Here is a 25378-nt window from a genome sequence, read left to right as displayed (position 1 = left end):
GAGAACGAAAGTATGAGAGAACAGGACTTCTCACAATTAAATAAGTATCAGCAGATGGCTGTTCTCGAGGATAGTAAGGCTTGTCTTGTCAATGCACAGGTAGGTAGTGGTAAGACAACCGTATTGATCTCAAAAATCCTGTATTTACATTATGAAAAACAGATTCCTTATAAAGACATGGTCGTACTTACCTTTACGAATAAAGCAGCAGAGGAGATTAAGGAACGACTGAGAAAACAAGAGGAGAACTTGTCAGTGGAAGAACTACAAGGGTTTGGGACCTTTCACCGCGTTGCCCTTCATCTCCTTAAGGAACAATTACCTATAGAACAATTCGGATATACAAGGGAATTTCTCGTTATGGACCCAGAGGAAGAAGTTGATCTAGCCTTGTCCATTCTTCAGGAAGAAAAATTAACCATCAAATACAAGAATCGATTAAAGAAGCGGTTGGAACAAGCGTTTGAACGAGAAGATTTACTAGAAGAGGATCAGCGGTATCAAGATGATCTTTCAGTGTTAGTAAAACGATTAACGGAAGAGAAGATTCGTTTGAATAAGATGAACTTTGTGGACTTGCTAAAGATAAGTGATCAATTATTACAAAAGGAATCGAGTCATTGGAAGCCTGCATGGATCATTGTGGATGAAGTACAGGATTGTGATGCGAGGCAGTTTGCATTACTGAATCATCTTCGAGGTAGGGATACCAAGCTCTTTGCAGTAGGGGACCCGAATCAGGTTATTTATAGTTGGCGAGGTAGTACCTTCGATGTTTTTCGGCGTTGGAAAGAAGAATACCAGGCGAAGGAATTATCGTTGCCTATTAATTATCGCTCCAGTACATCCATCTTAGAAGCTGCGAAAGTATTTCTACAAAATGGAAATGATTTGGTGGGAATACGAGAAACTGGTAATAAAATTATAGTAAAAAATCATTATAATGCATTTCAGGAAGCTGACTATCTGGCGAGGAAGATTAAGAAACTCCATGCTAGTGGAATTCCCTATTCTGATGTTGCAATTTTTTATCGATTGCAGAACCAATCAGAGGAACTAGAGCAGGTATTTGAAAGAGAAGAAATCCCGATTGAAGTTTCTCTTAAGAAAACAATCAAGGATATTCCGGTACTAAACTGGTTCATACGGGTATTACGTTTTTCAATTAATCCACAAGATCTGGCGTCTGGGATTGCTGTACTTTGTGATCCTAATTATGGAATAGGAATCACAGAAAAAGGTGCAAGGAAAAGAATCAGAGAATATGGGGGAAAAAAAGCTGAGACGACGTTACCGTTATTTGCATATCTTGAAAAAAAGGAAGAACCTCAAAAGTACAAAGAACCGGATATACTTTGCCAAATGCTAGAATTTCAAGAAAAGTATCTTCAACAGGCGAATACAAATATTAGCAAGAAGAACTGGATTTTTGGTATACAGGAGTATTTTCACTTGAATTACTATCTTCATCCGACAGCAGCAACATATCAGGAAGATAAAGAAGCGATTCAATCCATTCTTGCATTAATGGAGGAATTCGTAGATGAGCAATCACTTGAGCCTCAACAGGGACTACGGGAATTTCTCAATGCTTCGACTCTATATGGGAAAGAAATTATATCTCGTTCCATTCATAGTGAAAAAGACTCCGTTAAATTAATGACCCTACATGCTTCAAAAGGATTAGAATTCTCTTATGTCTTTATCATTGGAGTGAATTATGGACTCATTCCGCTACACTGTAGGGATGAAGAAGAGGAAGAGGAAGAAAAAAGATTGTTCTTTGTTGGAATTACTCGTGCGAAGGATCAATTAGAGCTTTCTTATTATACAAGTTCAGGGCAGAACCGAGTAGCAAAGGGAGCAAGTTTCTATCTCAATATGATTCCCCGTAAATTAGTAGAGAATGAGACAAGAAAGCAAGAAAAAGTGAATCTTCAAGATTTGAAACGGCAGATTATGAAAAATCGAGAAATTGCGTTTGAGAAGGAGAAAGATTCTATACAGATCGCGGTTAGTCCTGAAGTGAAACAGAAAGAAACGCAGGATACACAATCAAAACGAAATGTTCGACACCTAAAGTATGGGCTTGGCGTGGTAGTTAAAGAAGATGCAGATATGATTACGGTACTCTTTGAAGATTATGGAGAGAAAGAATTTATGAAACTGTTTAGTGAGCTAGAAGAGTTAGGAACACATTAATTGCTGAAAATGCCTTAGGATAACCCTTCAGGGCAGCAATTGAACTGTGAAGTTTGCGTTAATAAGATAAAACGTATATATAGAAAATAAGAACCCAGTACAGGAAAACGACAAGTAGCAATTGACGTATTCCTGTACTGGGTTTTTGAGATCTCTGTTCGTAAAGTTTATTATTGGTTCGCATGAATATACTTCTTGATTGCTGTAAAGCTTTCACTACTAAGAACATGTTCCATCTTACAAGCATCTTCAGAAGCAGTTTCCTTACTTACACCAATGGATTCTAGCCAATTGGATATAATATCATGTCTTTCGTAAATCATCTCAGCAATCTCTTTTCCAGCATCTGTAAGGTAGATAAAACCAGCCTCCGTTACTGTTATATAGTAATTCTCGCGAAGATTTTTCATAGCAACACTAACACTGGATTTCTTGAAATTGAGTTCATTCGCTATATCAACAGAACGTACGACAGGGAGGGTTTTACTCAATCTGAGTATGGTTTCGAGATAATTTTCAGCTGATTCGTTAATGTGCATAGTAACCTCCAATACATTCATTGCTAGTCATTTGCGTTGCTACGTAAGAGTAGCACGCTCTTTGGACTAGTTCGTTTGTTCAATCTTTTGTTAGTATAGCATAGTTTTTGGCCTTGTGCAACGCATGAACAGGAATTTTGAATTGAAAGTTATTGACAACGAATAAATGTTAGGTTATACTAACCATAGAAGACAAATGACAACGAATACCATTTAAAAGTGAGGAGGTCATGTGTATGGAAGTTGTATTTATGGGAAGTGTAGGACTCTGTATAGGATCAGTATATGTAAAAGAATGGTTGATAAGAAAAGCACATGAGATACGAAAGTAGTGAGTTCATTCATACAATGAATTATTATGTAACGTATATAGAAAGGTTTAAGGAAGAAAGGAGTGAAAGAAATGGCAACACAATGTACCTGTTCTGGTAAAGAAATGCAAGAGCGAAGAAGCTATCATCGTTCAGAGATGCAAAAGGAACGCATTATAGAAAAATTAAAGGAAAGTGGTTGTCGTATCACGCAACAACGCTTACTTATTCTAGATATCATACTGCAACAGGAGTGTTCTTGCTGTAAGGAGATTTATTATAAAGCCTCAAAAATAGATGAGAATATCGGGAAAGCAACTGTGTATCGTATGGTGAATACGTTAGAAGAGATTGGCGCCATCAATCGAAGCAATATGTATAAAGTTTTATATTCACAAGAATGCACAAGTGATAAACAGTACACCATTACATTGGATGATGGAACGGCTTATCTCCTGTCAGCAAAGAAATGGAACGAAATTATTTTGGCTGGTTTGACCAGTTATGGATATGTAAAACACCAGATGATCACCTCCATACATATGGATGAAAAAGAAGAGAGTTGCGTATATAAATAAAATCTTCAGGAATAGAACGTCCAGTGATAGACATAGGTTGTCTACACTAGACCTCCATTCATTGGAGATTTTTTTTAAATCCTATCTATATTCTTTTAACAAATAAGGAAGACTTAATAGAAAAACGAAACATTCTACGATTGGCATGATAATCCATAAGGTATTCGCAGGGAGAAAAATCGGTAAAACAAGAATACAGATTCCACTTAGGAATATATTACGAAGTAAGGAAAGAATAAGTGATTCCTTTGTTCGTAAAGTTGATTGCAGATAGTAGGACGATAAAACATTAACTCCCATTGGTAGAAGAGGGAAATAGAAACTTATGATATAATGATTTGATCTTATCTGTCTGTAGATTCATAATGATGTCCTTTCGTAAAATGATCAAGTTGTTTATACACAATAAAGCATCTTTAAAGTCAAGTGTTATTTTAAGGGAAATTACCTTGAATGCATCGTTTCAGCTCTTTTACACAACTCCGTGCTTAGAAGTATATATAAGTTATTGCTTCCTAGGAATCATTTATGCTATAATACTACTATTCCTATAAAACATATAGACAAAAATGACATGAATCATTAAATAAAAAATAGATAGCGTGTTCATGATTGTATGAAAATTTGTATGATCGAGAGGATAGGATTTAAAGTATCCTTATCATAACAACAATATATAAAGAGATAGAAAACGAGGCAAGGAAAATGGTATATCTAGATTATGCTGCCAATACTCCCACAGATGAGCGAGTATTGGCAGAATTTTGTGAAGCAAATCAAACATATTTTGGTAATCCGAATTCTCTTCACCCACTTGGATTTGCAGCGAAAGAGAAGATGGATTGTGTTACAGAGAAGATTACGCAGTTGTTGAATCTGCAGGAACAGGAGATTATCTATACATCAGGAGCAAGTGAATCGAACAATATGGCGATTAAAGGAATTGCCAGAACGAGCCGACATATTGGAAAACATATTATATCATCGGGATTAGAACATTCCTCTGTAAGTGGAACGTTAACCTATCTGCAGGAACAAGGATATGAGATTGATTTAGTTTCTGTAACGAAGGAAGGGAAGATTGACTGTGAACATTTACGTGAATTATTACGTAAGGATACGGTTTTAGTTACGGTATGTGCAGTAGATAGTGAACTAGGAATTGGTCAGCCTGTAGAAGAGATTGCTAAGATCCTTGTGGAATATCCAAATTGTCATCTACATGTGGATGCGACACAGGCATTGGGAAAAGTACAATATAATTTTCAATGTGGTGATACCATAAGTTTTACTCCACACAAATTCTTTGGAATAAATGGATGTGGTATCTTATTGAGAAGAAAAACTTGTATTATGGAACCCTTGATTCATGGAGGTGTTAGTACGACTATGTATCGAAGTGGAACTCCTGTAGTTGCAATGGCAGCTGCTATGGAAAAAGCAATCGAACTTGCTGTTACGGAATATGAACAACGGCTTGCTTGCGTTAGAGAAAATAATACCTATCTACGAAGAGAATTGCAGAAGATGGAATCGGTCATGATTAATAGCCCAAGTACAAGTGTTCCGCATATTCTGAACATTAGCGTTCCGGGAATTCGTGGTTATGAAATGCAGGAGCGATTAGCAGAACAAGGCGTGTGTTTATCAGCAAAATCAGCTTGTGCAGTGAAGAAAACACCGTCAAAACCTGTTTTTCTTCTTACGAAGGATAAGAAACGGGCAATATCGTCCTTCCGAATCAGTATGAGTCACCAAACAACGAAGGAAGAATTAGAGGAATTCCTACGTTGTTTGAGAAGCTGCGTAGAAGCGTTGAATCCGTAGTATTTAGAGGAAAAATACTTTCTGACCATTGCATTATCAGCATATGAGAGAACGAACAGTAAATGTAAATAATAATGAAATTCAAATAGAGAAAAAGGAGTATGTACAAGAAACATGAGTAGAGAACTAACAGCATGTCAAATGATTGAAAGAAGCATTAATAAAAAGTTCCGAAAGGAGATTTGGACACCATTTGTGCAAGGAATTAAACGATATGAATTGATTCAACCGGGTGATCACATTGCGGTCTGTATTTCAGGTGGAAAGGATTCCATGTTACTGGCAAAATTGATGCAATTGTTAAAAAGAATCACGGATATACCATTTGAAGTGACGTTTCTTGTCATGGATCCAGGTTATAATCCAATTAACCGTCAGAAAATTGAAAGCAATGCAAAGCTATTGGAGATACCAATCGTAATATTTGAAACAGAGATCTTTGATATTGTAAATGAAATTGATAAATCCCCTTGCTATCTATGTGCAAGGATGCGTCGAGGAAATCTCTATAGCAAAGCCAAAGAATTAGGCTGTAATAAAATTGCTCTTGGGCATCATAAAAGTGATGTGATCGAAACAACACTAATGGGAATGCTCTATGGTTCACAGATTCAAGGGATGATGCCGAAATTGCATAGTACGAATTTTGAAGGAATGGAATTGATTCGTCCAATGTATTGTATCTTGGAAGAGGATATCATTGCATGGAAAAACTATAATGACTTAGAATTCATACAATGTGCTTGTCGATTTACTGAAAATTGTACGTTATGTGACAATGGTGGCGGTGGTTCGAAACGTCAAGAAGTAAAACAGCTCATTAAGAAATTGAAAAAGGACAATAAAGCAATTGAGAATAATATCTTTAACAGCATTCATAATGTAAGTCTAGATACCTTAATAGGATATAAGCAAAAAGGAGTAGAACACAGCTTTTTGGATGATTATGAGCGTGAGTAAGAGTAAATGATAGGTAATCATCCACAATAGAATATAGTATTGTACGCCCGTAAACAAAGATACAAAACAAGTAGAATGTTTTGAAAATCCTTGTTTACGGGCTTTTTGTATCGTCATTTATGAATGAAGAGAATGGCTTAGCAATATATAAGAAATGATTCGCAATTTTTTATAAGAATGGGAAAACAGATTTTGCTATAGTTATTATAAGTCGACAAATGAAGTAATCGTCGATATTGGAAAGGAGAAGGTTCCAATGGTAGAGCATAAGGTGATAACGGTCCGAAATCTGTTTGAAGAAGCGGGAATACCAAAGAAAGAAATTGAGCAACGTCTGGAAGAGATATTTCAAACCATATTCTATGGAACGAAAGAGGAACGATTCTATGAAGAAGTAGGTATGGACATGGGTTACCTGACGGATACTGGAAATCATGATGTGCGTACAGAGGGAATGTCCTATGGCATGATGATGTGTGTGCAACTTGATAAGAAGGAAGAGTTTGACCGAATCTGGAAATGGGCAAAGACGTATATGTGGAATGCGGAAGGCAGAAACAAAGGATATTTTGCATGGTCTTGTTCACTCGATGGAAGGAAGAATGCTACAGGTCCGGCTCCCGATGGAGAAGAATACTTTGCTATGGCATTATTCTTTGCTTCCCATCGGTGGGGAGATGGAGATGGTATTTTTCAATACACAAAAGAAGCAAAAGCCTTGTTGCGAGAGTGTATACATAAAGGGGAGAAGGAAGACGGTTCCCCTATGTGGGACCCTACCAATCATTTAATCAAATTCGTTCCAGGTTGTGATTTTACTGACCCAAGCTATCATCTACCACATTTTTATGAGTTATTTGCATTATGGGCTGAGGAAGAAGATCGTGCATTTTGGAAGAAAGCAGCTGCCTGTAGTCGGGCATATCTAAAAAAAGCATGTCATCCAATTACAGGATTATGTGCGGAATATGCAGAATATGATGGGACTCCTCATAGAGAAAAGATGTGGCATGGAGAACGACACGACTTGTTTTATAGTGATGCCTATCGGACTGCTCTAAATATTGGATTAGACTACGCTTGGTTTGGTGCAGATTCTTGGGAATGTGACTGTGCAGGTAAGATTCAAACATTTTTTCAAGAGCATACAAAGCTTGAACAATTAATGACATATGAAATTGATGGAAGAGAGATAGAAGAACCAGCTAGACACCCAGTGGCATTAATTGCAACCACGGCTGCTGCATCATTAGCATCGGTTGATTGTAAGAGGACAGAAACAGAGGATTATGGTCGTTATGCAATGGAATGGGTGAAGACATTCTATCATTTACCACTACGGACGGGAGATCGAAGATATTATGATAATTGCCTGTATCTATTTGCATTTCTTGCATTAAGCGGGAAGTATCAAATATGGTAGGAGGAAAAACAATGGAACAATTGCGTTTCGATAACCTGTTTGGAGAGGGGATGGTCTTACAGCGAGAGTCTGAGATTACCATCTGGGGAACGAGCAAATCTGAATCTACGGTTCATTTCAAACTTATGAAGATACAGAAGGAAGAAATCGTGCTTGCAGAAAAAAGTACGATTGCCGATTCGTGTGGGAAGTGGGAAGTGACTTTATACACAGGTGAAGCACAAGAAAACTGTCGAATACAAGTGAAAAATGATGTAGGAGAAAAAGTTGCAATAGAAAATGTCTGTATAGGAGATGTATATCTTTGTGTTGGCCAGTCGAATATGGAACTGCCAATGGAACGTGTGAAAGATTGCTATCCGGAAGTAATTCGTCACCCAAGTAATAGGGTACGGGAATTGAAGGTAGTAGAACATAGTGATTTTCATAATCCATGTGAGACTGTGGAGAAGGCTTCTTGGAGTATTGCGACACCTGAGAATATAGAAAAATTCTCAGCAACAGCTTACTTTTTTGGAGAAGAAGTTTCGAAACGTACGAAAGTTTCAATTGGTTTGATCAATACAAGTTTAGGTGGTTCCAGAATTCAGTCATGGATGAGCAAAGAAATGTTAAAAGAGTTCCCTGTGGATCTTGCTCTTGCTAGCAAGTATGGAGACGATACCTTTGTAAAGGAACAGATTAGAAAAAATGAAAGGCAAGCAAATGCTTGGTATGACAGCCTAGAGCACCGGGATGTGGGAATGCATCATAGATGGTATGAACAGGAAACAGACCTGGATTCCTGGGATGTAATTCATCTGCCGCAATTGTTCTGTCATACACCTTTAGAAGGATTTATTGGTGTAGTTTGGCTACAAAAAATAGTTACCATTCCCAAAGAAATGGTTGGAAAAGAAGCCAATCTCTGGTTGGGAACAATGGTGGATCGGGATGAAATTTATATCAATGGGATTTATATAGGTGGAACTCCATACCAGTATCCACCTCGTAAATATACCATACCAGAAGGGATCCTTCGCGTAGGGGATAATACCATTACCATTCGTTTGTTTGTTGAGAATGGAGAAGGAAGGGTGACACCAGAGAGAGAATATGAGGTGTTCACAGGTTCTCCTGAGAAGAAGGAATCCTGTGTAAGTTTAGAAGGAAACTGGTACTATCGAATTGGAGCTACCGCAAAGCAGATTCCACCTACGGATTTTGTGAATTGGAAGCCGACAGGATTATATAATGGAATGGTAGCACCTTGCAGGAAATATGGTATAAAAGGAATACTTTGGTACCAAGGCGAAGGAAATACAGATGAGCCTATGCAGTATGGAAAATTGATGCGTGCGTTACTCTCTGGTTACCGAACCTTGTTTCAACAGGAGAATTTACCATTCTATTATGTACAATTACCCAATTTCTCCATTGATCTAGAGGAAGATACGAGTGGGTGGCCCAAATTACGAGAGGAACAAGAAAAGATATTGGATCTTCCTTACACTGGAATGGCTTGCGGGATTGATCTAGGGGAAGATAATGATCTCCATCCATTGAATAAGAAGGAAGTAGGGGAACGATTAGCCAAGATTGCATGTGCCAAGTTATATGGTTATGATTTGGAATACAGCGGACCACGAATCGGTTCTATTACGATAGAACGTGGAAGAGATAACCGGAACATTCTAATTACATGTGAACATGCGAAGATGCTATATGTGAAGGATCGGTTCACTAGGAAAGAAACAGAGAATCCGGTGATTGATTTTGAAGTCGCAGGAGAAGATGGACGATATGAACAAGTAAAAGCGGACATTGAGAAGAATCAAATAACGATACGGTGGCCACATCAAACGACACCAGTTTCTCTAAGGTATTGTCATGGAAATACACCAAAAGGTGCCATCTTGTATAATGAGGAGGGACTCCCGATGGCACCTTTTGAGCGACAGCTTTTATAGCGATTTGTGGCTGGTATTCAATTTCTTATATTCGGAAGGCGTGCAATTCTTGGCTGTTTTGAAGACACGATTGAAGGAAGACAGACTACCAAATCCAGAACGCATTGCAATTTCTGTAATGGATAATTCTGGTTCGATCAAGAGACGTTCTGCTAATTCAATCCGTTTCTGTACCAGATATTCATAACAGGTAACATTTGTAAATTGCTTAAATAACCGAATAAAATGAAATTTACTAAATCCTGCGAATTCTGCCAGATCATCCACGGAGATATTCTCAGCGCAATGTTCCGTTATGTAGGTACAGACTTTCATGAATGTCTCAATGTATTCGTGTTGTTTGGTAGGTGTAACATCAAGAAATCGTCTTACGGTTTTCATTTCATATCGTCCGAGTGCAACAAAGAATTGCAGAATATATGCATTAATGCTTGCTTCCATAAAAGGAGAAGGCTGTTCATACTCTGTACGAATGTGGTTCAACTTTTTTTGCAACGTAGGAAGAAGGATCTGATCTTCCGTTTTATTAATCTGAACAAATGGACGTAGGCTTGGAAGCAACGCAGCCATTCCATTCACATTGCATACAATTGAGTAATCCAGAAGTAGGATCAAGCGTGCTCCTGATGGTGGTGCAAGAAGCTGGTGGATAGTACCAGGTGCAATGAGGAATATCTCACCTTCTTCTACAGTATGTAGAGTTTGATCAATACATATGGTATAGGAATTCTCATAAGGCATAATGATCTCCATTGCAGTATGCCAATGAGGAGGATAATTCTCTTGCTCACGATTAAGAAATAGTTTAATTCCGGGCATATCATGATATAATACGGTTTCTTGAATTCCGTGTAGTGCTTCAATCATAGTTCACATGTCCTTTCTGTAATCGGCAGATTTGAGTAAGCAACAAGTATTTATGCCGATTTATAATAAGACCTTACTTGGATGATTATACTTTATTTTTATGAGAATGAACATCCTTTCTTGTGATATTTATGGCTTTCAATACAGCTGGAGTCGCGTGAGTGGGTAATCTTTAGAAAATATGAGGAAAAAGATAATGAGTGAATTCGAATATGCGTGGTTAGCGTATAAAAGGATCGAGCAATTTGAGAATCAGATATATTTTACGAAGATTCATGGAGAAACCATCGATCTGGTCACTATGACAGCGAAGAAAGAACTGATAATTGCAACAAAAGAGATTCTTGGGCTTGCGTTAGAAGCAGTGGGAAAAGAGCAACAGAAAAAGCAGCAAGAAGAACAACAAGAAAAACAAAAGGAAAAGCAGCAAGCAGAAGAACAGAAAGATAACAAAGGAATTTATTTTGTTCTAAATAAGAATCAAGTAAAGGGAAGCTATCATATATGGACATCAGACGCTGCGCTGTATCTAGAAGCGGCAGAAGGAACAGGTTTTTTATATGGTGTTTTCGAGATTATAAGAAGATTGCAACAAGCATTACCGCTTAAGAATTGGGAGGTAACTAAGAAACCAGATATTCCTTATCGCATGCTGAACCATTGGGATAACCTAGATGGTAGTATTGAGCGGGGATATGCAGGAGATTCCTTCTTTTTTCAAGATAATCAAATCGTACGGAATGAACGGACACGCATGTATGCAAGACTGTTGGCATCCGTTGGTATTAACGCAACGGTGATTAATAATGTAAATGTTAAGGATGCAGCTACAAGGCTGATTACGGATACCTATCTAAAATCCTTGTCAGATGTGGCAGAAATTTTTCGAGAATATGGTATTGCATTATATCTTAGTCTGAATTTCGCAGCACCAATGGAACTAGGAGAACTTACCCTTGCTGATCCATGTGAAGAAAAGGTCTGCAATTGGTGGAAAGATAAGATGAGGGAGGTATATGCCTATATACCTGATCTAGGTGGATTTTTGGTAAAGGCAGATTCCGAGGGAAGACCTGGACCGTTTACATATGGAAGAACCCATGCGGAAGGTGCGAATATGCTTGCGAATGCAGTTGCTCCATATGGTGGAACAATTATATGGCGGTGTTTTGTATACAACTGTATGCAGGACTGGAGAGATAAGAAGACCGATCGAGCAAGATCAGGATACGATCATTTCCAGCCTCTTGATGGACAATTTGCAGAAAATGTAATTTTACAGATTAAGAATGGACCGATGGACTTTCAAGTACGAGAGCCGATTTCTCCTTTATTTGGTGCATTACATAAAACGAATCAGATGTTGGAGGTACAGATTGCACAGGAATATACCGGGCAGCAGAAACATATCTGTTATCTCCTACCAATGTTTGAACAGATACTGCAATTCCATACGTACTGTGGACAGACAAAGGATACGATTCGAGACTTAATCGGAGATAATGCATATGGGCAGACGCGCTGTGGAATTGCAGCGGTTGCAAACACAGGAAATGATAGTAATTGGACAGGACATGATCTGGCAGCAGCAAATCTCTATGGATTTGGCCGAATGGCATTTGATAAAGAGGTTTCGGCCGAAGATATTCTCAAGGAATGGATTGTTATGACCTATGGAGGAAAGAAAGAAGTAAGAAGCACATTGACGGATATACTGATGAAATCATGGCAAGTCTATGAATCCTATACAGCACCACTTGGTATCGGCTGGATGGTGAATCCAAGGGACCATTATGGTCCGAATGTGGATGGGTATGAATACGATCGATGGGGAACGTATCATCGTGCGGACCATATAGGAATCGGAGTAGATCGCAGTAACCTTGGAACGGGGTATGCCTTACTGTACAAGGAACCCCTAGCAAGTCTCTATAATACGATTGATACTTGTCCAGATGAATTGCTATTATTCTTTCATCATGTTCCATATACCCATGTTTTACATTCTGGAAAGACCGTGATACAGCATATCTATGATACGCATTTTCAAGGTGTAGATGAAGTAGAAAAGATGATAAATGATTTCCAACGAGTGAAACAGGAGCTGCCCAATCTGGTGAGTCAACGAATAGAAGAACGCATGGAGGAACAGTTAAGAAGTGCAAAGGAATGGCGGGATCAAATTAATACCTACTTCTATCGAAAATCAGGAATAGAAGATGAGAGGAATCGAAGGATTTACTAGTACATGTGATGGTTATAGAATCATACATGACCATCATCGAAGAGAATACCTAGGAGGGAAGAAACAAAAGAAAAAACGGAATAACATAAGAAAAAGAAGAGTAAACAGTATGAAAGAAAAACAGATAAAAGTAATACAAGAAAAAGAAATACAAGAAAAAGAAATACAAGAAAAAGAAATACAAGAAAGATGAAACAGAACAATAAAAAATTATACAAAACAGAAAGGTGAGAATACAATGACAAAATGTGTACAAAATCAAGATAAAATTATGGAATACAAAAGAAGAGCAAAAGAATTAGTTGGTAAGATGTCCTTGGAGGAAAAATGTTTTCAGATGCTTCATAGTGCATCTGCAATCGATCGTCTTAATATCCCTTCCTATAACTGGTGGAATGAGGGACTACATGGGGTTGCGAGAGCGGGAGTTGCTACAATCTTCCCACAAGCCATTGGTTTGGCAGCTAGTTTTGATGAAGAATTAGTTGAAGAAGTTGCGGATGCGGTATCAACAGAAGCAAGAGCAAAATTCAATATGCAACAGGAATTTGGAGATACGGATATTTACAAAGGATTAACATTCTGGGCACCGAATGTGAATATTTTCCGTGATCCAAGATGGGGACGTGGTCATGAAACATATGGAGAAGACCCTTATCTAACTTCTAGAATGGGTGTACGTTATGTACAGGGCTTACAAGGAAGAGATGAGAATTATCTAAAGACTGCAGCATGTGCAAAGCATTTTGCAGTACATTCTGGACCTGAAGATGTTCGACATTCGTTCAATGCCGAAATAAGCAAACAGGATTTATGGGAGACGTATCTTCCAGCATTTGAAGCATGTGTCAAAGAAGCAAAGGTGGAAACCGTAATGGGTGCATATAACCGCACCAATGGAGAACCATGTTGTGGAAGCAAGTACTTGCTAAAAGATACGCTTCGTGGAACATGGGGATTTGATGGACATGTGGTATCCGATTGTTGGGCAATCAAAGACTTCCATGAGCATCACCATGTGACAGACTCAGCAGTGGATTCCGTTGCATTAGCCGTTTCCATGGGGTGTGATCTGAACTGTGGGAACATCTTCTTATATCTTGCACAAGCAGTAAAAGAAGGAAAAGTATCAGAAGAACAGGTGACGACAGCAGTAGAACGTTTATTCACAACACGTATGAAACTAGGATTGTTTGATGATCCAAAACAAGTACCATACAATGTAATCAACTACTCTGTTGTAGATTCCAAAGAGATGAAAGCTAAGAATCTGGAAACTTCCAAGAAGACACTTGTACTTTTGAAGAATGAGAACCATCTGCTTCCATTGAAGAAAGAAAATCTAAAAACAATTGGTATTATTGGTCCAAATGCGGATAATCGTAGAGCGTTAGTTGGAAATTACGAAGGAACTGCTTCTCGTTATGTTACGATTAATGAAGGAATACAGGATTATCTTGGGGATGAGGTTCGTGTCTTATATTCGGAAGGGTGTCATCTATATAAGGATCGAATCAGTGGACTTGGAAAAGAAAATGATCGTATAGCAGAAGTACGTGGAATCTGTAAAGAAAGCGATGTAATTATTGCATGTATGGGATTGGATTCTGGTTTAGAAGGAGAAGAAGGAGATGAAGGAAATCAATATGCAAGTGGAGATAAACCAAATCTAAATCTGCCAGGTCTACAGGAAGAAATCTTAAAAGTTATTGGAGAATCTGGAAAGCCAGTGGTACTTGTGTTGTTGTCTGGTAGTGCTTTAGCAATCAATTGGGCACAAGAGCACATACCTGCAATCGTCCAAGGCTGGTATCCAGGTGCACAAGGTGGTAGAGCCATAGCAGAATTACTATTTGGCGAATATTCACCTGAAGGAAAACTTCCAATTACCTTTTATCATACAACAGAAGAACTTCCAGCATTTACGGATTATTCCATGAAAAATCGGACGTATCGATATATGAAACAGGAAGCACTATATCCATTTGGTTATGGCTTGTCCTATACCAATTTTGAGATATCTGAATTGAAAACTTCCAGTGGAGAGCTCCATGAAGAAGGTATTGACCTTACCTGTACCATTACGAATACGGGAGAGATGGAAGGTCGAGCAACGATTGAGGTCTATATAAAAGCAGAACGACCAGGAACACCGAATGCACAACTAAAAGGATTTACGAAGGTTGCTCTTGCAGCAGGAGAAGAGAAGAACGTAACCTTACATGTGGCAAAAGAAGCATTTGCACTTTGTAATGAAGAAGGAATACGAGAAGTACTTCCTGGCACATACACGATCTACGTTGGAGAGTCACAGCCAGATGAACGTAGCATTGAACTGATGAAAAAGGCACCAAGAAGAGTAACCGTTTCTTGTTCCTAAGAAAGAACAGGATTTTGTCGGTGAATGCAAGGATTAGGGTAGTTATTTCGATGAAAATATGGTAGGATAAAAGTTAGGAAGTTTTCTAACAATTAGGTATATGAAAGCCTTAAATCTGACGAATGGACTAGAGCGAAGACTTAGGGACCCTAATTTAAATATGGCAAAATATAAGGACTAGAAGGGAATTTATTGAATGAAAGATCAAAATTGTGCGTATTGCATGCAAGGTGAGTTAGTAGCAAAGTTTGGATATCTGGCAATGGAACTCGATGGTAGCTATGTATACATATTTAAGGAACAAAGCAATCCAGGTCGTGTCATTGTTGCTCATAAAAAACACGTTAGTGAGTTGATTGATTTAACAGATGAAGAAAGAAATCAATATTTTGCTGAGATTGCAAAAGTTGCACGCGGGATGCACAAAGCATTTACACCAAATAAGATCAATTATGGAGCGTATGGAGATACTGGTCATCATCTACATTTTCATCTTGTACCGAAGTATGAAGGTGGAAGTGAATGGGGTGGTACATTTACCATGAATAGCGGAAAAGTTATGATTGATGAAGCAAAATGCGAAGAATTAGCGCAACAATTACGTAACGCTATGGAATAAAAAGGTGACCCTTAAAAACATAAAGTACTTGAGTGTACTTGTGTTTTTGAGGGACTTTTTTATTCTATAATAGGAAAGTCCACACGAGAGTGTCGCAGATACTTTGTTCTAATATTAAAGCACAAAAAGGTATGAAGTATGTGGGACACATACAAGGTTTAGAAAATAGGATTGATAAAAGGAGATAAAATTGAGAATAGGAATTCTAGGAGCAGGAAAAATTGCACAGACAATGGCAAATACGATTAATCAGATGAAAGATGTCGAAGGGTATGCTGTGGCATCAAGAGAGAAAAGTAAAGCAGATGCCTTTGCTAAGAAAAATGGATTTTCAAAGGCTTTTGGTTCTTACGAAGAATTGGTACAGGATGAGAAGGTAGATTTAATCTATATTGCAACACCACATTCCCATCATTATGAACATGCAAAGTTATGTATCGAGTATAAAAAACCTGTATTGTGCGAAAAAGCATTTACTGCAAATGCTGCACAAGCACGAGAAATCTTTGCTCTTGCAAAGGAAAAACAAGTATTCATAACGGAAGCAATCTGGACGAGATACATGCCAAGCCGTACTAGAATACAGGCATTAATTGAAGAAGGAATGATTGGAGAAGTGACTTCCCTTACGGCAAACCTAGGCTATTGTATACAAGGCGTTGAGCGATTACAGAAACCAGAACTTGCTGGAGGTGCACTTTTAGACCTTGGTGTATATCCGATTAATTTTGCTTGCATGGTATTTGGTTCCGATTATGAGAGGGTATCATCCACGGCAATCATAACAAAACAAGGTGTGGATTCTATGAATTCCATTACCCTACTGTATGGAGATGGGAAGATAGCCTCTCTTCATAGTACCTTTATGGCTCGAACGAATCGTGGTGGTGTGATCAGTGGTACAAAAGGTTATATGGAAATCCAGAATATTAATAATTGCGAAGAAATCCGTGTCTTTAATACACAAGATGTTTTGCTTCATAAAGAACGTTTTGATGATCAGATCACAGGCTATGAATATGAAGTAGAAGCCTGTAAAGAAGCACTTGAACAAGGTGAACTGGAGTGTCCACAGATGCCACATGCGGAGAGTATTAAGATTATGGAACTCATGGATTCCTTAAGAAAACAATGGGGCGTGATCTATCCATGTGATAAATAGGCAGGTAATGGCTTACGTAATAGAAGAGAATGCGTAAGCCGTAATACATATAAAGTTGGAGGAACATAAAATGACAGTAGTGAATAATCCAATTCGACCAGGATATTATCCAGACCCTTCAATCTGTGCAGTAGGAGAAGATTTTTATCTTGTGAATTCAACATTTACCTATTTCCCTGGTGTACCTATTTTTCATAGTAAAGATTTAAAGAATTGGAGACAGATTGGTAATGTGTTGAACAGAAAAAGTCAGATTTCCCTTGATGAACAATGGCATTCAGGAGGTATCTTTGCACCAAGTATTCGGTATCATAAGGGAATCTTCTATATGATCACCACCAATGTTGGTGGAGGTGGCAACTTCTATGTAACAGCAACCAATCCTGCGGGACCTTGGTCAGAGCCGTATTTTCTAAAAGATGCCCAGGGAATTGATCCTAGCTTATTCTTTGATGAGGACGGAACTGCATATTATGTGGGACAACGTGCGAATTCAGAAGGGGAGAAATACTGGGGAGATTGCGAAGTTTGGCTTCAAGAAATAGATTTAAATGAAGGAAAACTCTTAGGGGAATCAAAAGTTCTTTGGAGAGGGTCTATGAAACATGCAAATTGGGTAGAAGGACCACATCTATATAAGATTGGGGAATATTATTATGTAATGATTGCAGAAGGCGGTACGGGTTTTGAACATTCCATTACTATCGCACGAAGCAAATCTCTTCTAGGAGAATACCAATCCTGCCCACAAAACCCAATTGTAACCCATCGGCATTTTGGAAGGTCGTATCCAATTACCAATACAGGACATGGTGATCTTGTTCAGGATCAAAATGGAGAATGGTATATGGTGTTACTTGCTTCTAGACCAAAACAAGGATATTGTAATATGGGACGAGAAACGTTCTTGGCAAAAGTGGAATGGGAAGATGGGTGGCCTGTTGTGAATCCGATGGAAGGTTGTATCACAGAGACTGTGACTGTTCCCCTTGAGGAACGGGAGACCATATTCGAACCATCTTGCTATCATTTTTATGAGAAAGAATGGGAACCACAATTTATATTCTTACATAATCCCGATGAAAGTGCATATGAAAGAAGGACCGGAGAAGGGGTACTTCGATTGTATGCAAGAAAAGAAAGAATGGATGATCTGGTAAGTTCAACTTATGCTAGCATAAGACAGCAGCACCATTGTTTTCGTGCATCCACCCGTATGCGTCCAAGTATCGTAGAATCAGAAGAAGCGGGAATGGCACTACTACAAAGCAATGAATACTATATAACAGCATTTGCTTGTAAGGAAGATGGGCAGACATATGTAAAAGCAGAGATGCGGAAGAAAGAGGAACGGATTTCATTGGCAAAAGTGTTAGTGGAGGAAGGGCCAATTGAATTTGTTTTCCTTGGAGAAGAGGAGCAAGTAACGATACGATATCGACAAAATGGTCAGGATATGCTGCTTGTAGAGAAAGAAGATATTACCGCTCTAAGTACGGAAGTTGCAGGCGGATTCGTAGGCTGCACCATTGGAATGTATATTACATCGAATGGAAAAGAAGGTACTGGCTTTGCCGATTTTCATTGGCTTTCCTACGAAGGAAAATAGAGGAAAGCTTAGTGAGGTTGTATTAATCGTATATTTTGGAAAAATGACGATAGTATTTATAAAAATTGATATAGGATAAATAAAAAACTGCGATAGGATAGAAAATAGATACAAACGTATTTATTTTCCTATTGCAGTTTTTTATGTAGTGAAAGCCCAGTGCACTTCGTATGTTAATCCAGTCGACAGATTCTGTTTTCTAAGATTGAAGAATAGGCTTACGGGGTGTAAAATTGTTCTGTATTATACGAAGGAGGCACATTGATGAAAAATCATCGAGTACAGTTATTTCTAACATTTTTAAAAATAGGCGGCTTTACTTTTGGGGGTGGATATGCCATGATTCCGCTGATTCGCAGGGAAGTGGTAGATCGTGGCTGGATAAGTGAAGAAGATATGATGGATATCATTGCTGTTTCTGAGTCAACACCAGGTCCCTTTGCCGTTAATAGTGCAACGTTTGTAGGATATCAGGTAGGCGGATTTTTGGGAGCTGCGATGGCTACACTTGGTGTTGTATTACCCTCGTTTTTCATTATTTTAACCATTTCTTTTTTTCTACGACAGTTTGAAGCATTAAAGGCTGTTCAATATGCATTTCAAGGAATTCGTGCAGGGGTACTTATGTTGATTGTTAATGCAAGTTTATCGTTATTCCGACAGTGTAGAAAGAATTGGTTTAGTTATAGCATTATGGTAGTGACATTTGTTTGTACAGGATTTCTCTCGGTTAGTGCGGTTATTCTTCTAATTGTGTGTGGAGTTGTGGGGTACCTCTATTCATCAAGAAAGGAGTCTGTATGATCTTACTGACGTTATTTGTAACATTTTTTAAGATTGGTCTCTTTACCTTTGGTGGGGGATATGCCATGCTTCCTTTGATTCAAAAAGAAGTTCTCGCCCATAACTGGATGGCGATGGAGGATCTGGTTAATTTTATTGCGGTAAGTGAAAGTACACCAGGACCTTTTGCTGTGAATGTTTCTACGTATGTAGGTAGAGTAGTAGGTGGCATTCCTGGTGCTTTCTGCGCAACAACGGGTGTTGTACTGCCATCATTTCTCATTATCTTACTGGTTGCTAAAGGATATGAACGCTTTAAAGAAAGTAAAATTGTAAAAGGAGCAATGAATGGATTGCACCCAGCAGTGGTAGGGTTGATTGCAGCAGCAGCTTTATCTATTGGACAATCCGTTTTTCTTCATAACGGACAACAACGGCTTTCTATCGAAAATGGTATATCCGTAGGGATTATGATCCTTGCTGGTTTCTTATTATATAAAAAGAAACACCCGATCCTTGTGATTGTGCTTTCGGGAGTGATCGGAATTCTTTTTGGGTATTTGGTTCACTAAGGATCGTAAGAGTGGATTCATTAGTTCGAATATAAGTAGCATATCGGTTGACTTTATCAACTAAAGTCAACCAGGAATCCATTGTTTGTAATATATAAGTTGTTATAATGAAGGAATAAGATATATATGTTAGGTAATAAAGTACCAACGATTATGGGAAAACGGTATCGATTAACTAACAAAACAATGAAAGGTCATGTATAGAAATGAACCGTAATTGTAACACATGGATACAGAAATAGACACCGAACAATAGCACCTATGCAAATACCAAAAGATTCTGTATAATACTAGAGTAACAAGATTTAGAGTTATATATATTCCTAGAGTTACTGTAATCAACTGGGAATTTGATTCCTCTGTAATGAGGAGATAGGTAGCAAAAAAGAAGGTGTGAAATGGATCATATAGAACAACAAAAAATGGAAAACGAAGAACAAAATATACAAAAAAAGAAAGCACAAGTGCGAAAAGAATGGAATCAGCAAGAGTTGATTAAGCAAAAGCAACACGAACGTATGCATCAGGAACATATAGCGCATGAACATCAGGAACATATGCATATACATAGTCCGGAGGATAAAAAAGCAGTTCTTAATCGATTGTCGAGAGCGATTGGTCATATGGAAGCAGTAAAACGAATGGTAGAAAATGATGTGGATTGTAGTGAAGTCTTAATTCAATTAGCGGCTGTTCGTTCTGCTATTAATAATACAGGTAAAGTAGTATTGAAGAATCATCTAAATCATTGCATAGTGGAAGCAATTGAAGAGGAAGATCATCTTGCAATTCATCGTCTATCCGATGCCATTGATAAGTTTGTTAAGTAAGATTCGGGTATATGTGGGATAGAAGAATGAGTTGGTTGGAATAGAATAGTATAGTATTAAACAAAAGAAAATGGAGGGGTTATTATGTTAACGATTCAAAATCTGACAAAGAGATATAAAGGGGGGAAAGAAGCCGTTTCCAATCTTAGCTTGACAATTGAATCAGGGGATATCTTTGGTTTTATTGGTCATAATGGAGCTGGAAAAACAACGACGATCAAAGCGGTGGTTGGAATCATTGATTTCGATGAAGGCAAGATTACCATTGATGGACAATCCATTACCGAGCAACCATTACAGTGTAAAAAAAAGACAGCATATATACCAGATAATCCAGATCTGTATGAGCACTTAACCGGTATACAGTATTTGAATTTTGTTGGAGATATCTATCAGGTGCCAGCAAAAGAGAGAAAAGAAGCAATCAAGAAATACGCCGACGATTTTGAAATTACAAGTGCGCTAGGGGATTTGATCTCTTCTTACTCTCATGGTATGAAACAGAAGCTAGCAATTATCTCTGCTTTGATCCATAAACCGAAACTACTGGTTTTAGATGAACCATTTGTTGGACTTGACCCAAAGGCAGCGGTTATATTGAAATCTTATATGCGTCAACTATGTGAAGAGGGTAGTGCAATCTTTTTCTCTACACATGTACTTGATGTAGCAGAGAGATTGTGTAATAAGATTGCGATTATTAAGAATGGAAAATTAGTTGTTACAGGAAAAACAGAAGAGCTAACCCATGGACAGTCCTTGGAAGATGTTTTCATGGAGGTGGTGAGTCATGCTTAATCAGATCCGAAAACTTGTTTGGGTGAATATGTGTAACATGGGGGGAATTAATGTTGCACGTTATTCAAAGGACAAAAAGAAGATTCGAAATGTTTGGCTAATGAGTATTGTTCGATTGCTCTTAATAGGAATGGGAATTACGTATTTTACTATGCTGTCTTATGGATTAACCCAGATTGGCTATGCACAGATCATTCCTGCTTATTTAGTTACCATTACAAGCATTTTCATCTTAGTATTTTCTTTATTGAAAGCGGGAAGTATCTTGTTTGAGATCCATACGTATGACCTTCTGATCTCCATGCCGATCTCCCCAAGGGTGATTGTAGCCAGCCGATTTCTTAGTATATATGTTGGCAATGCCGTATTAAGTTTATTAGCGATTATTCCAGGAATGATCATTTATGGAATGGATCAAAAACCTGGTATTTCTTTTTACGTCATGATGAGTTTCGGTGTTTTCTTATTACCATTAATTCCGATTACTATAGCAACAGCCATTGGTGCCATTGTGATTGGGGTTGGCTCAAGAATGCGTCATAAGAATTTGGCAATCATCTTTTTCTCCTTCGCATTGACAGCTGGTGCTATCGCTTTTTCTATTATTTCTGGTCAAAGTGCAGAAGGTATGACACAGAATGACCTTGCCAATTTGTCCAATCATATAGCAGATATCATCTATCAAATATATCCACCAGCAAAACTGTTTTCTCTTGGAGTAACAGAACAAAATTATGGAGCGTATATGGGTTTTGCGGGTATATCGATCGGTATATTCCTCTTATTTGTAGAGATTGTTCAGCGATTGTACGTAACAATTTGTAATGCCATTCATGCAACCAATACAAAGAACAATTATGTTATGCAGGAACTAAAGAGCAATTCGATAAGAATGGCATTCTATAAAAAGGAAATTAAGAGGTATATCTCTTCAGGCGTTTATGTAATGAATACAGCAATCGGATATCTGATGTTAATTGCAATGAGTGTTGCCATATGTTTTGTTGGAGTCGAAGAGGTAGAGAAGGTAATGGAGATTCCACATGTATTGACGAATTATCTTCCTTTTGCATTAGCAGCAATGTGCTGTGTTAACTCGACAACTGGGTGCTCTATTTCAATAGAAGGGAAACAGTGGTGGATTCCAAAGACCATGCCAGTACCTACCAAAGTAATCTTGGATAGCAAGATTATGGTGAATCTGACAGTTGCACTCCCAGCGATTTTCATATCAGAAATCTTTGTTCTTTTTTCTGTAAAGGGAGATTTGCTAACGAGTCTGTATTTGATCGGTATTCCACTTGTATATAGTTTCTTTACTTCTGTTTTGGGAATTACCATCAATCTGCATATGCCAATGTTTCAATGGGAGTCAGAGACAACGGTTGTGAAACAAAGTGGAGCTTCGTTTCTGGTACTTCTTATGAATATCGTTGCATTGGTTATACCAGTTGTATTCTTGGTAATAACGAAGAATTTGAACTTGGTTTACAGTATGACCATATTAATTATGACAATTTTAACCATTGTCCTATATCATTGGAATAATAGTTGGGATTTAAGAAAATTAGATTAGAAAATCTTAGGGTAGTCACATTATGAAACTCCCTATTACAATTATTTACCTAACCAGTTTTAACGGAAAACTGAGAGGGCTACGATCTAACAGAGACACGTACGCACTTGTTTGCCGCTCGTAGCGGTACATAAGTTTGTGACAATTGCATCTGCCACAAACGAAGTGCAGACGGAGGAAAAAGTCTCATAATAGCTAGTAGCTCTCTTGGTTTTTTATTTTTTTCTTGACAAGTGAGCGAACGCTCACTATACTATAGATAGAAGGTGAGCAATTGCTAACCATAGTATGAAAGAATTCATTATATGCTAATTTGATTTGAATGGATTAGGGAATAGGAAGGGAGTAGAATGACAACAAAGGAACGAATTTTGGATGAATCATTAAAGCTGTTTGCAATTCACGGATTCGATAGTGTTTCTGTCCGAACAATTGCAGCAGCGGTGGGAGTAAGGGACAGCGCTTTATATAAGCATTTTCCTAGCAAACAAGCAATTTTTGATGAAATCGTAAAGCAAAGTATGGAACGATTTCATCAACAATATGAGAAAGTAGATATGCAGCATATACAACCCTCTGATTTGCCCGATATGTGTTTGCAGATGTTTGATTACCAAACGAAAGATCCGTGGATCAAATGTTTTCGCCAGATGTTGATCTTAGAACAATTTAAGAATCCAGATATGGCGAAGCGATACAAAGAGATCTTTATTGATATGCCAATCTATGGGCAGGCAGAGATATTTGCACAACTGATGAAAGGGGAGATTATGAAAAAGGGAGATCCGGTTGTATTATCAATGGAATTATATGCACCATTTTTTCTATATCATACGGTACCAGAAGAAGAGGAAGAGTTACGTAGCAAACTAAAAAAGCATGTTGCATATTTTATGGAGGCGTATCTGATACCATAATGGGTGATTGAGAGCATTTCGAGCAAAAGGTTAAGCAGCAAACGTAATGGAAAATAATGAAGATAATAAGGAGAGTGTAAATATGATGAAGGAGTATCCAATTATTACAAAACGTATCTGTAGGAAGAATAAAGCAATTCGTGTGAATCAAAAGCAAGCGAGAAAACAGTGGAAGCGTGTACGGGGAGGTACGGCTAAAACGAGAATTCTTAAGATTCTGCCAGGATTGGAGGCAATTCCATTCGTTAACCTCATGGAGGATACCGATATAGTAAAAAACCAGAATGGAAAGAGTCAAGGTTCTATAAGAGGAACATTTACCAAAGAAGAATTCCTTGGCCAATTGAAGGAGCAATCCATTACCGGATTAAGTGGAGATGGATTTTCAACAGCTACGAAAGTGGAAAGTTTTCTTGAAGCGAAGAAAGAACGGAAAACATTAATCGTAAATGGTGTGGAATGCGATCCTGGTTTGATACATGATCAATGGTTATTACAAAACCATTATCAACAAATCTGCGAAGGAATACGTGCTGTTGTGAAAATCCTTGGTATTAAGCATGTCATAGTAGCAACGAAATTCTTAGAGAAAAAAGAAGGAATGATTTCATTTGTAAGAGTTCCCGATCAGTATCCGATGGGAGAAGAACATCTATTGATACAGTTCCTTACAGGTGTAGAATTAACAAGAAAGCAGATTCCTGCAAAAGAAGGATTTCTTGTTCTGAATGTGCAGACAATCTACCAGATCAATGATATGCTTCATGGGAAAAAGCATACAGGACGTTTTCTGACGGTTAGTAATTTGCAGACGGCACAAGCAACGGTGGTAAGAGCACCATATAGTATGAGAGCAAGAGACATATTAGTAGCGGTGTATGGAGAACAGCAAGAACTTACGATGTACCTTGGAGGAGGAGCCATGTCGGCACATCGTATGGATGAACAGGAGTTGTTGACGCCGAAAACGAACATAATCGCATACCAGTCAAAGGTGTCCTACCAAAACGAGCAACCTTGTAAGGGATGTGGTGCTTGTACTAAGAGATGTCCTGCGAATCTTCCCGTACATAAGATGATCAAAGCGATGGAAAAGGGAAATTGGCAAGAAGCAAAAGGAATGTTACAAGAGCGTTGTATGCATTGTGGAACGTGTTCCTATTACTGTCACGCTGGGAAAAATGTTATGGAACTTATTGGTTCTTTGAATGATTAAAGTACAGAGGAGAAA

22 protein-coding genes are annotated in these 25378 nt (G+C 38.1%); 19 read left to right on the top strand and 3 right to left on the bottom strand.

Annotation, left to right across the window (positions count from 1 at the left end):
* The first annotated feature begins 12 nt into the window (after positions 1-12).
* A complete protein-coding gene (locus HBB17_RS10410; RefSeq protein WP_167957431.1) occupies positions 13-2202 on the top strand; it encodes an ATP-dependent helicase in 2190 nt (729 codons plus the stop codon).
* A 170-nt stretch (positions 2203-2372) separates the two neighbouring features.
* On the opposite strand, the gene HBB17_RS10405 is transcribed toward HBB17_RS10410, so the two are convergent.
* Entirely contained in the window at positions 2373-2741 is a 369-nt protein-coding gene (locus HBB17_RS10405; RefSeq protein ID WP_167957430.1) for a metal-dependent transcriptional regulator, read from the bottom strand.
* Between the two features lie 403 nt (positions 2742-3144).
* Here HBB17_RS10405 and HBB17_RS10400 point away from each other — a divergent pair, with 403 nt between their 5' ends.
* Entirely contained in the window at positions 3145-3630 is a 486-nt protein-coding gene (locus HBB17_RS10400; RefSeq protein ID WP_238483727.1) for a Fur family transcriptional regulator, read from the top strand.
* 81 nt (positions 3631-3711) lie between these two features.
* Here the strand turns inward: HBB17_RS10400 and HBB17_RS10395 are convergent, their stop codons facing one another.
* Positions 3712-3930, bottom strand: a complete 219-nt coding sequence (locus tag HBB17_RS10395) for a hypothetical protein (RefSeq protein WP_167957429.1) — start codon at positions 3928-3930, stop codon at positions 3712-3714.
* 405 nt (positions 3931-4335) lie between these two features.
* Between HBB17_RS10395 and HBB17_RS10390 the strand changes: the two genes are divergently transcribed.
* The 4 genes from HBB17_RS10390 (at position 4336) to HBB17_RS10375 (ending at position 9789) form a co-directional block, all read left to right on the top strand.
* The gene (locus HBB17_RS10390; protein ID WP_167957428.1) at positions 4336-5457 is read left to right on the top strand and encodes a cysteine desulfurase family protein; all 1122 of its coding nucleotides are present in this window, start codon (positions 4336-4338) and stop codon (positions 5455-5457) included.
* A 114-nt stretch (positions 5458-5571) separates the two neighbouring features.
* Positions 5572-6417, top strand: coding sequence for a tRNA 2-thiocytidine biosynthesis TtcA family protein (locus tag HBB17_RS10385; RefSeq protein WP_167957427.1), 846 nt, complete (start codon positions 5572-5574; stop codon positions 6415-6417).
* A gap of 256 nt (positions 6418-6673) precedes the next feature.
* On the top strand, positions 6674-7840 hold the full coding sequence (locus HBB17_RS10380) for a glycosyl hydrolase family 8 (RefSeq protein WP_167957426.1): 1167 nt from the start codon (positions 6674-6676) through the stop codon (positions 7838-7840).
* Positions 7841-7851: 11 nt separating this feature from the next.
* On the top strand, positions 7852-9789 hold the full coding sequence (locus tag HBB17_RS10375; protein WP_167957425.1) for a sialate O-acetylesterase: 1938 nt from the start codon (positions 7852-7854) through the stop codon (positions 9787-9789).
* Here HBB17_RS10375 and HBB17_RS10370 read toward each other — a convergent pair.
* Positions 9784-10656, bottom strand: a complete 873-nt coding sequence (locus tag HBB17_RS10370) for an AraC family transcriptional regulator (RefSeq protein ID WP_167957424.1) — start codon at positions 10654-10656, stop codon at positions 9784-9786. The two genes, HBB17_RS10375 and HBB17_RS10370, sit on opposite strands and share 6 nt — an antisense overlap.
* A 196-nt stretch (positions 10657-10852) precedes the next feature.
* Here HBB17_RS10370 and HBB17_RS10365 point away from each other — a divergent pair, with 196 nt between their 5' ends.
* The 13 genes from HBB17_RS10365 to HBB17_RS10305 all read left to right on the top strand — a co-directional run bounded on the left by HBB17_RS10365 (position 10853) and on the right by HBB17_RS10305 (position 25363).
* Positions 10853-12901, top strand: a complete 2049-nt coding sequence (locus tag HBB17_RS10365; protein WP_167957423.1) for an alpha-glucuronidase — start codon at positions 10853-10855, stop codon at positions 12899-12901.
* Positions 12876-13094, top strand: coding sequence for a hypothetical protein (locus tag HBB17_RS10360; RefSeq protein WP_167957422.1), 219 nt, complete (start codon positions 12876-12878; stop codon positions 13092-13094). The genes HBB17_RS10365 and HBB17_RS10360 overlap by 26 nt, the downstream gene beginning before the upstream one ends.
* A gap of 45 nt (positions 13095-13139) precedes the next feature.
* Positions 13140-15281: a glycoside hydrolase family 3 C-terminal domain-containing protein gene (locus HBB17_RS10355; protein ID WP_167957421.1), complete on the top strand. Its 2142-nt coding sequence runs from the start codon at positions 13140-13142 to the stop codon at positions 15279-15281.
* Positions 15282-15477: 196 nt separating this feature from the next.
* Positions 15478-15900: an HIT family protein gene (locus HBB17_RS10350; protein WP_167957420.1), complete on the top strand. Its 423-nt coding sequence runs from the start codon at positions 15478-15480 to the stop codon at positions 15898-15900.
* A 190-nt stretch (positions 15901-16090) separates the two neighbouring features.
* A complete protein-coding gene (locus HBB17_RS10345; RefSeq protein WP_167957419.1) occupies positions 16091-17062 on the top strand; it encodes a Gfo/Idh/MocA family protein in 972 nt (323 codons plus the stop codon).
* 70 nt (positions 17063-17132) lie between these two features.
* On the top strand, positions 17133-18671 hold the full coding sequence (locus HBB17_RS10340) for a glycoside hydrolase family 43 protein (RefSeq protein WP_167957418.1): 1539 nt from the start codon (positions 17133-17135) through the stop codon (positions 18669-18671).
* A gap of 264 nt (positions 18672-18935) precedes the next feature.
* The gene (locus tag HBB17_RS10335) at positions 18936-19475 is read left to right on the top strand and encodes a chromate transporter (RefSeq protein WP_167957417.1); all 540 of its coding nucleotides are present in this window, start codon (positions 18936-18938) and stop codon (positions 19473-19475) included.
* A complete protein-coding gene (locus HBB17_RS10330; protein ID WP_167957416.1) occupies positions 19472-20026 on the top strand; it encodes a chromate transporter in 555 nt (184 codons plus the stop codon). The genes HBB17_RS10335 and HBB17_RS10330 overlap by 4 nt, the downstream gene beginning before the upstream one ends.
* A gap of 518 nt (positions 20027-20544) precedes the next feature.
* Positions 20545-20856, top strand: coding sequence for a metal-sensing transcriptional repressor (locus HBB17_RS10325; RefSeq protein WP_167957498.1), 312 nt, complete (start codon positions 20545-20547; stop codon positions 20854-20856).
* An 84-nt stretch (positions 20857-20940) separates the two neighbouring features.
* Positions 20941-21654 (top strand): ABC transporter ATP-binding protein, encoded by a 714-nt coding sequence (locus HBB17_RS10320; protein WP_167957415.1) that lies wholly within the window; start codon positions 20941-20943, stop codon positions 21652-21654.
* On the top strand, positions 21647-23230 hold the full coding sequence (locus HBB17_RS10315; protein ID WP_167957414.1) for a putative ABC transporter permease subunit: 1584 nt from the start codon (positions 21647-21649) through the stop codon (positions 23228-23230). Before HBB17_RS10320 ends, HBB17_RS10315 begins: the two co-directional genes overlap by 8 nt.
* A 350-nt stretch (positions 23231-23580) precedes the next feature.
* A complete protein-coding gene (locus HBB17_RS10310) occupies positions 23581-24147 on the top strand; it encodes a TetR/AcrR family transcriptional regulator (protein WP_167957413.1) in 567 nt (188 codons plus the stop codon).
* A gap of 82 nt (positions 24148-24229) precedes the next feature.
* Positions 24230-25363 carry a 4Fe-4S dicluster domain-containing protein gene (locus HBB17_RS10305; RefSeq protein WP_167957412.1) on the top strand — a complete coding sequence of 378 codons (1134 nt, stop codon included), beginning with the start codon at positions 24230-24232 and terminating at the stop codon, positions 25361-25363.
* The last annotated feature ends 15 nt before the right edge of the window (positions 25364-25378 follow it).

Origin of the sequence: Anaerosporobacter faecicola (assembly GCF_012070565.1) — a bacterium.
Lineage (GTDB): Bacteria > Bacillota > Clostridia > Lachnospirales > Lachnospiraceae > Anaerosporobacter > Anaerosporobacter faecicola.
Note: the sequence above shows the minus strand (reverse complement) of the source record. Positions and strands in the feature narration are given on the sequence as shown.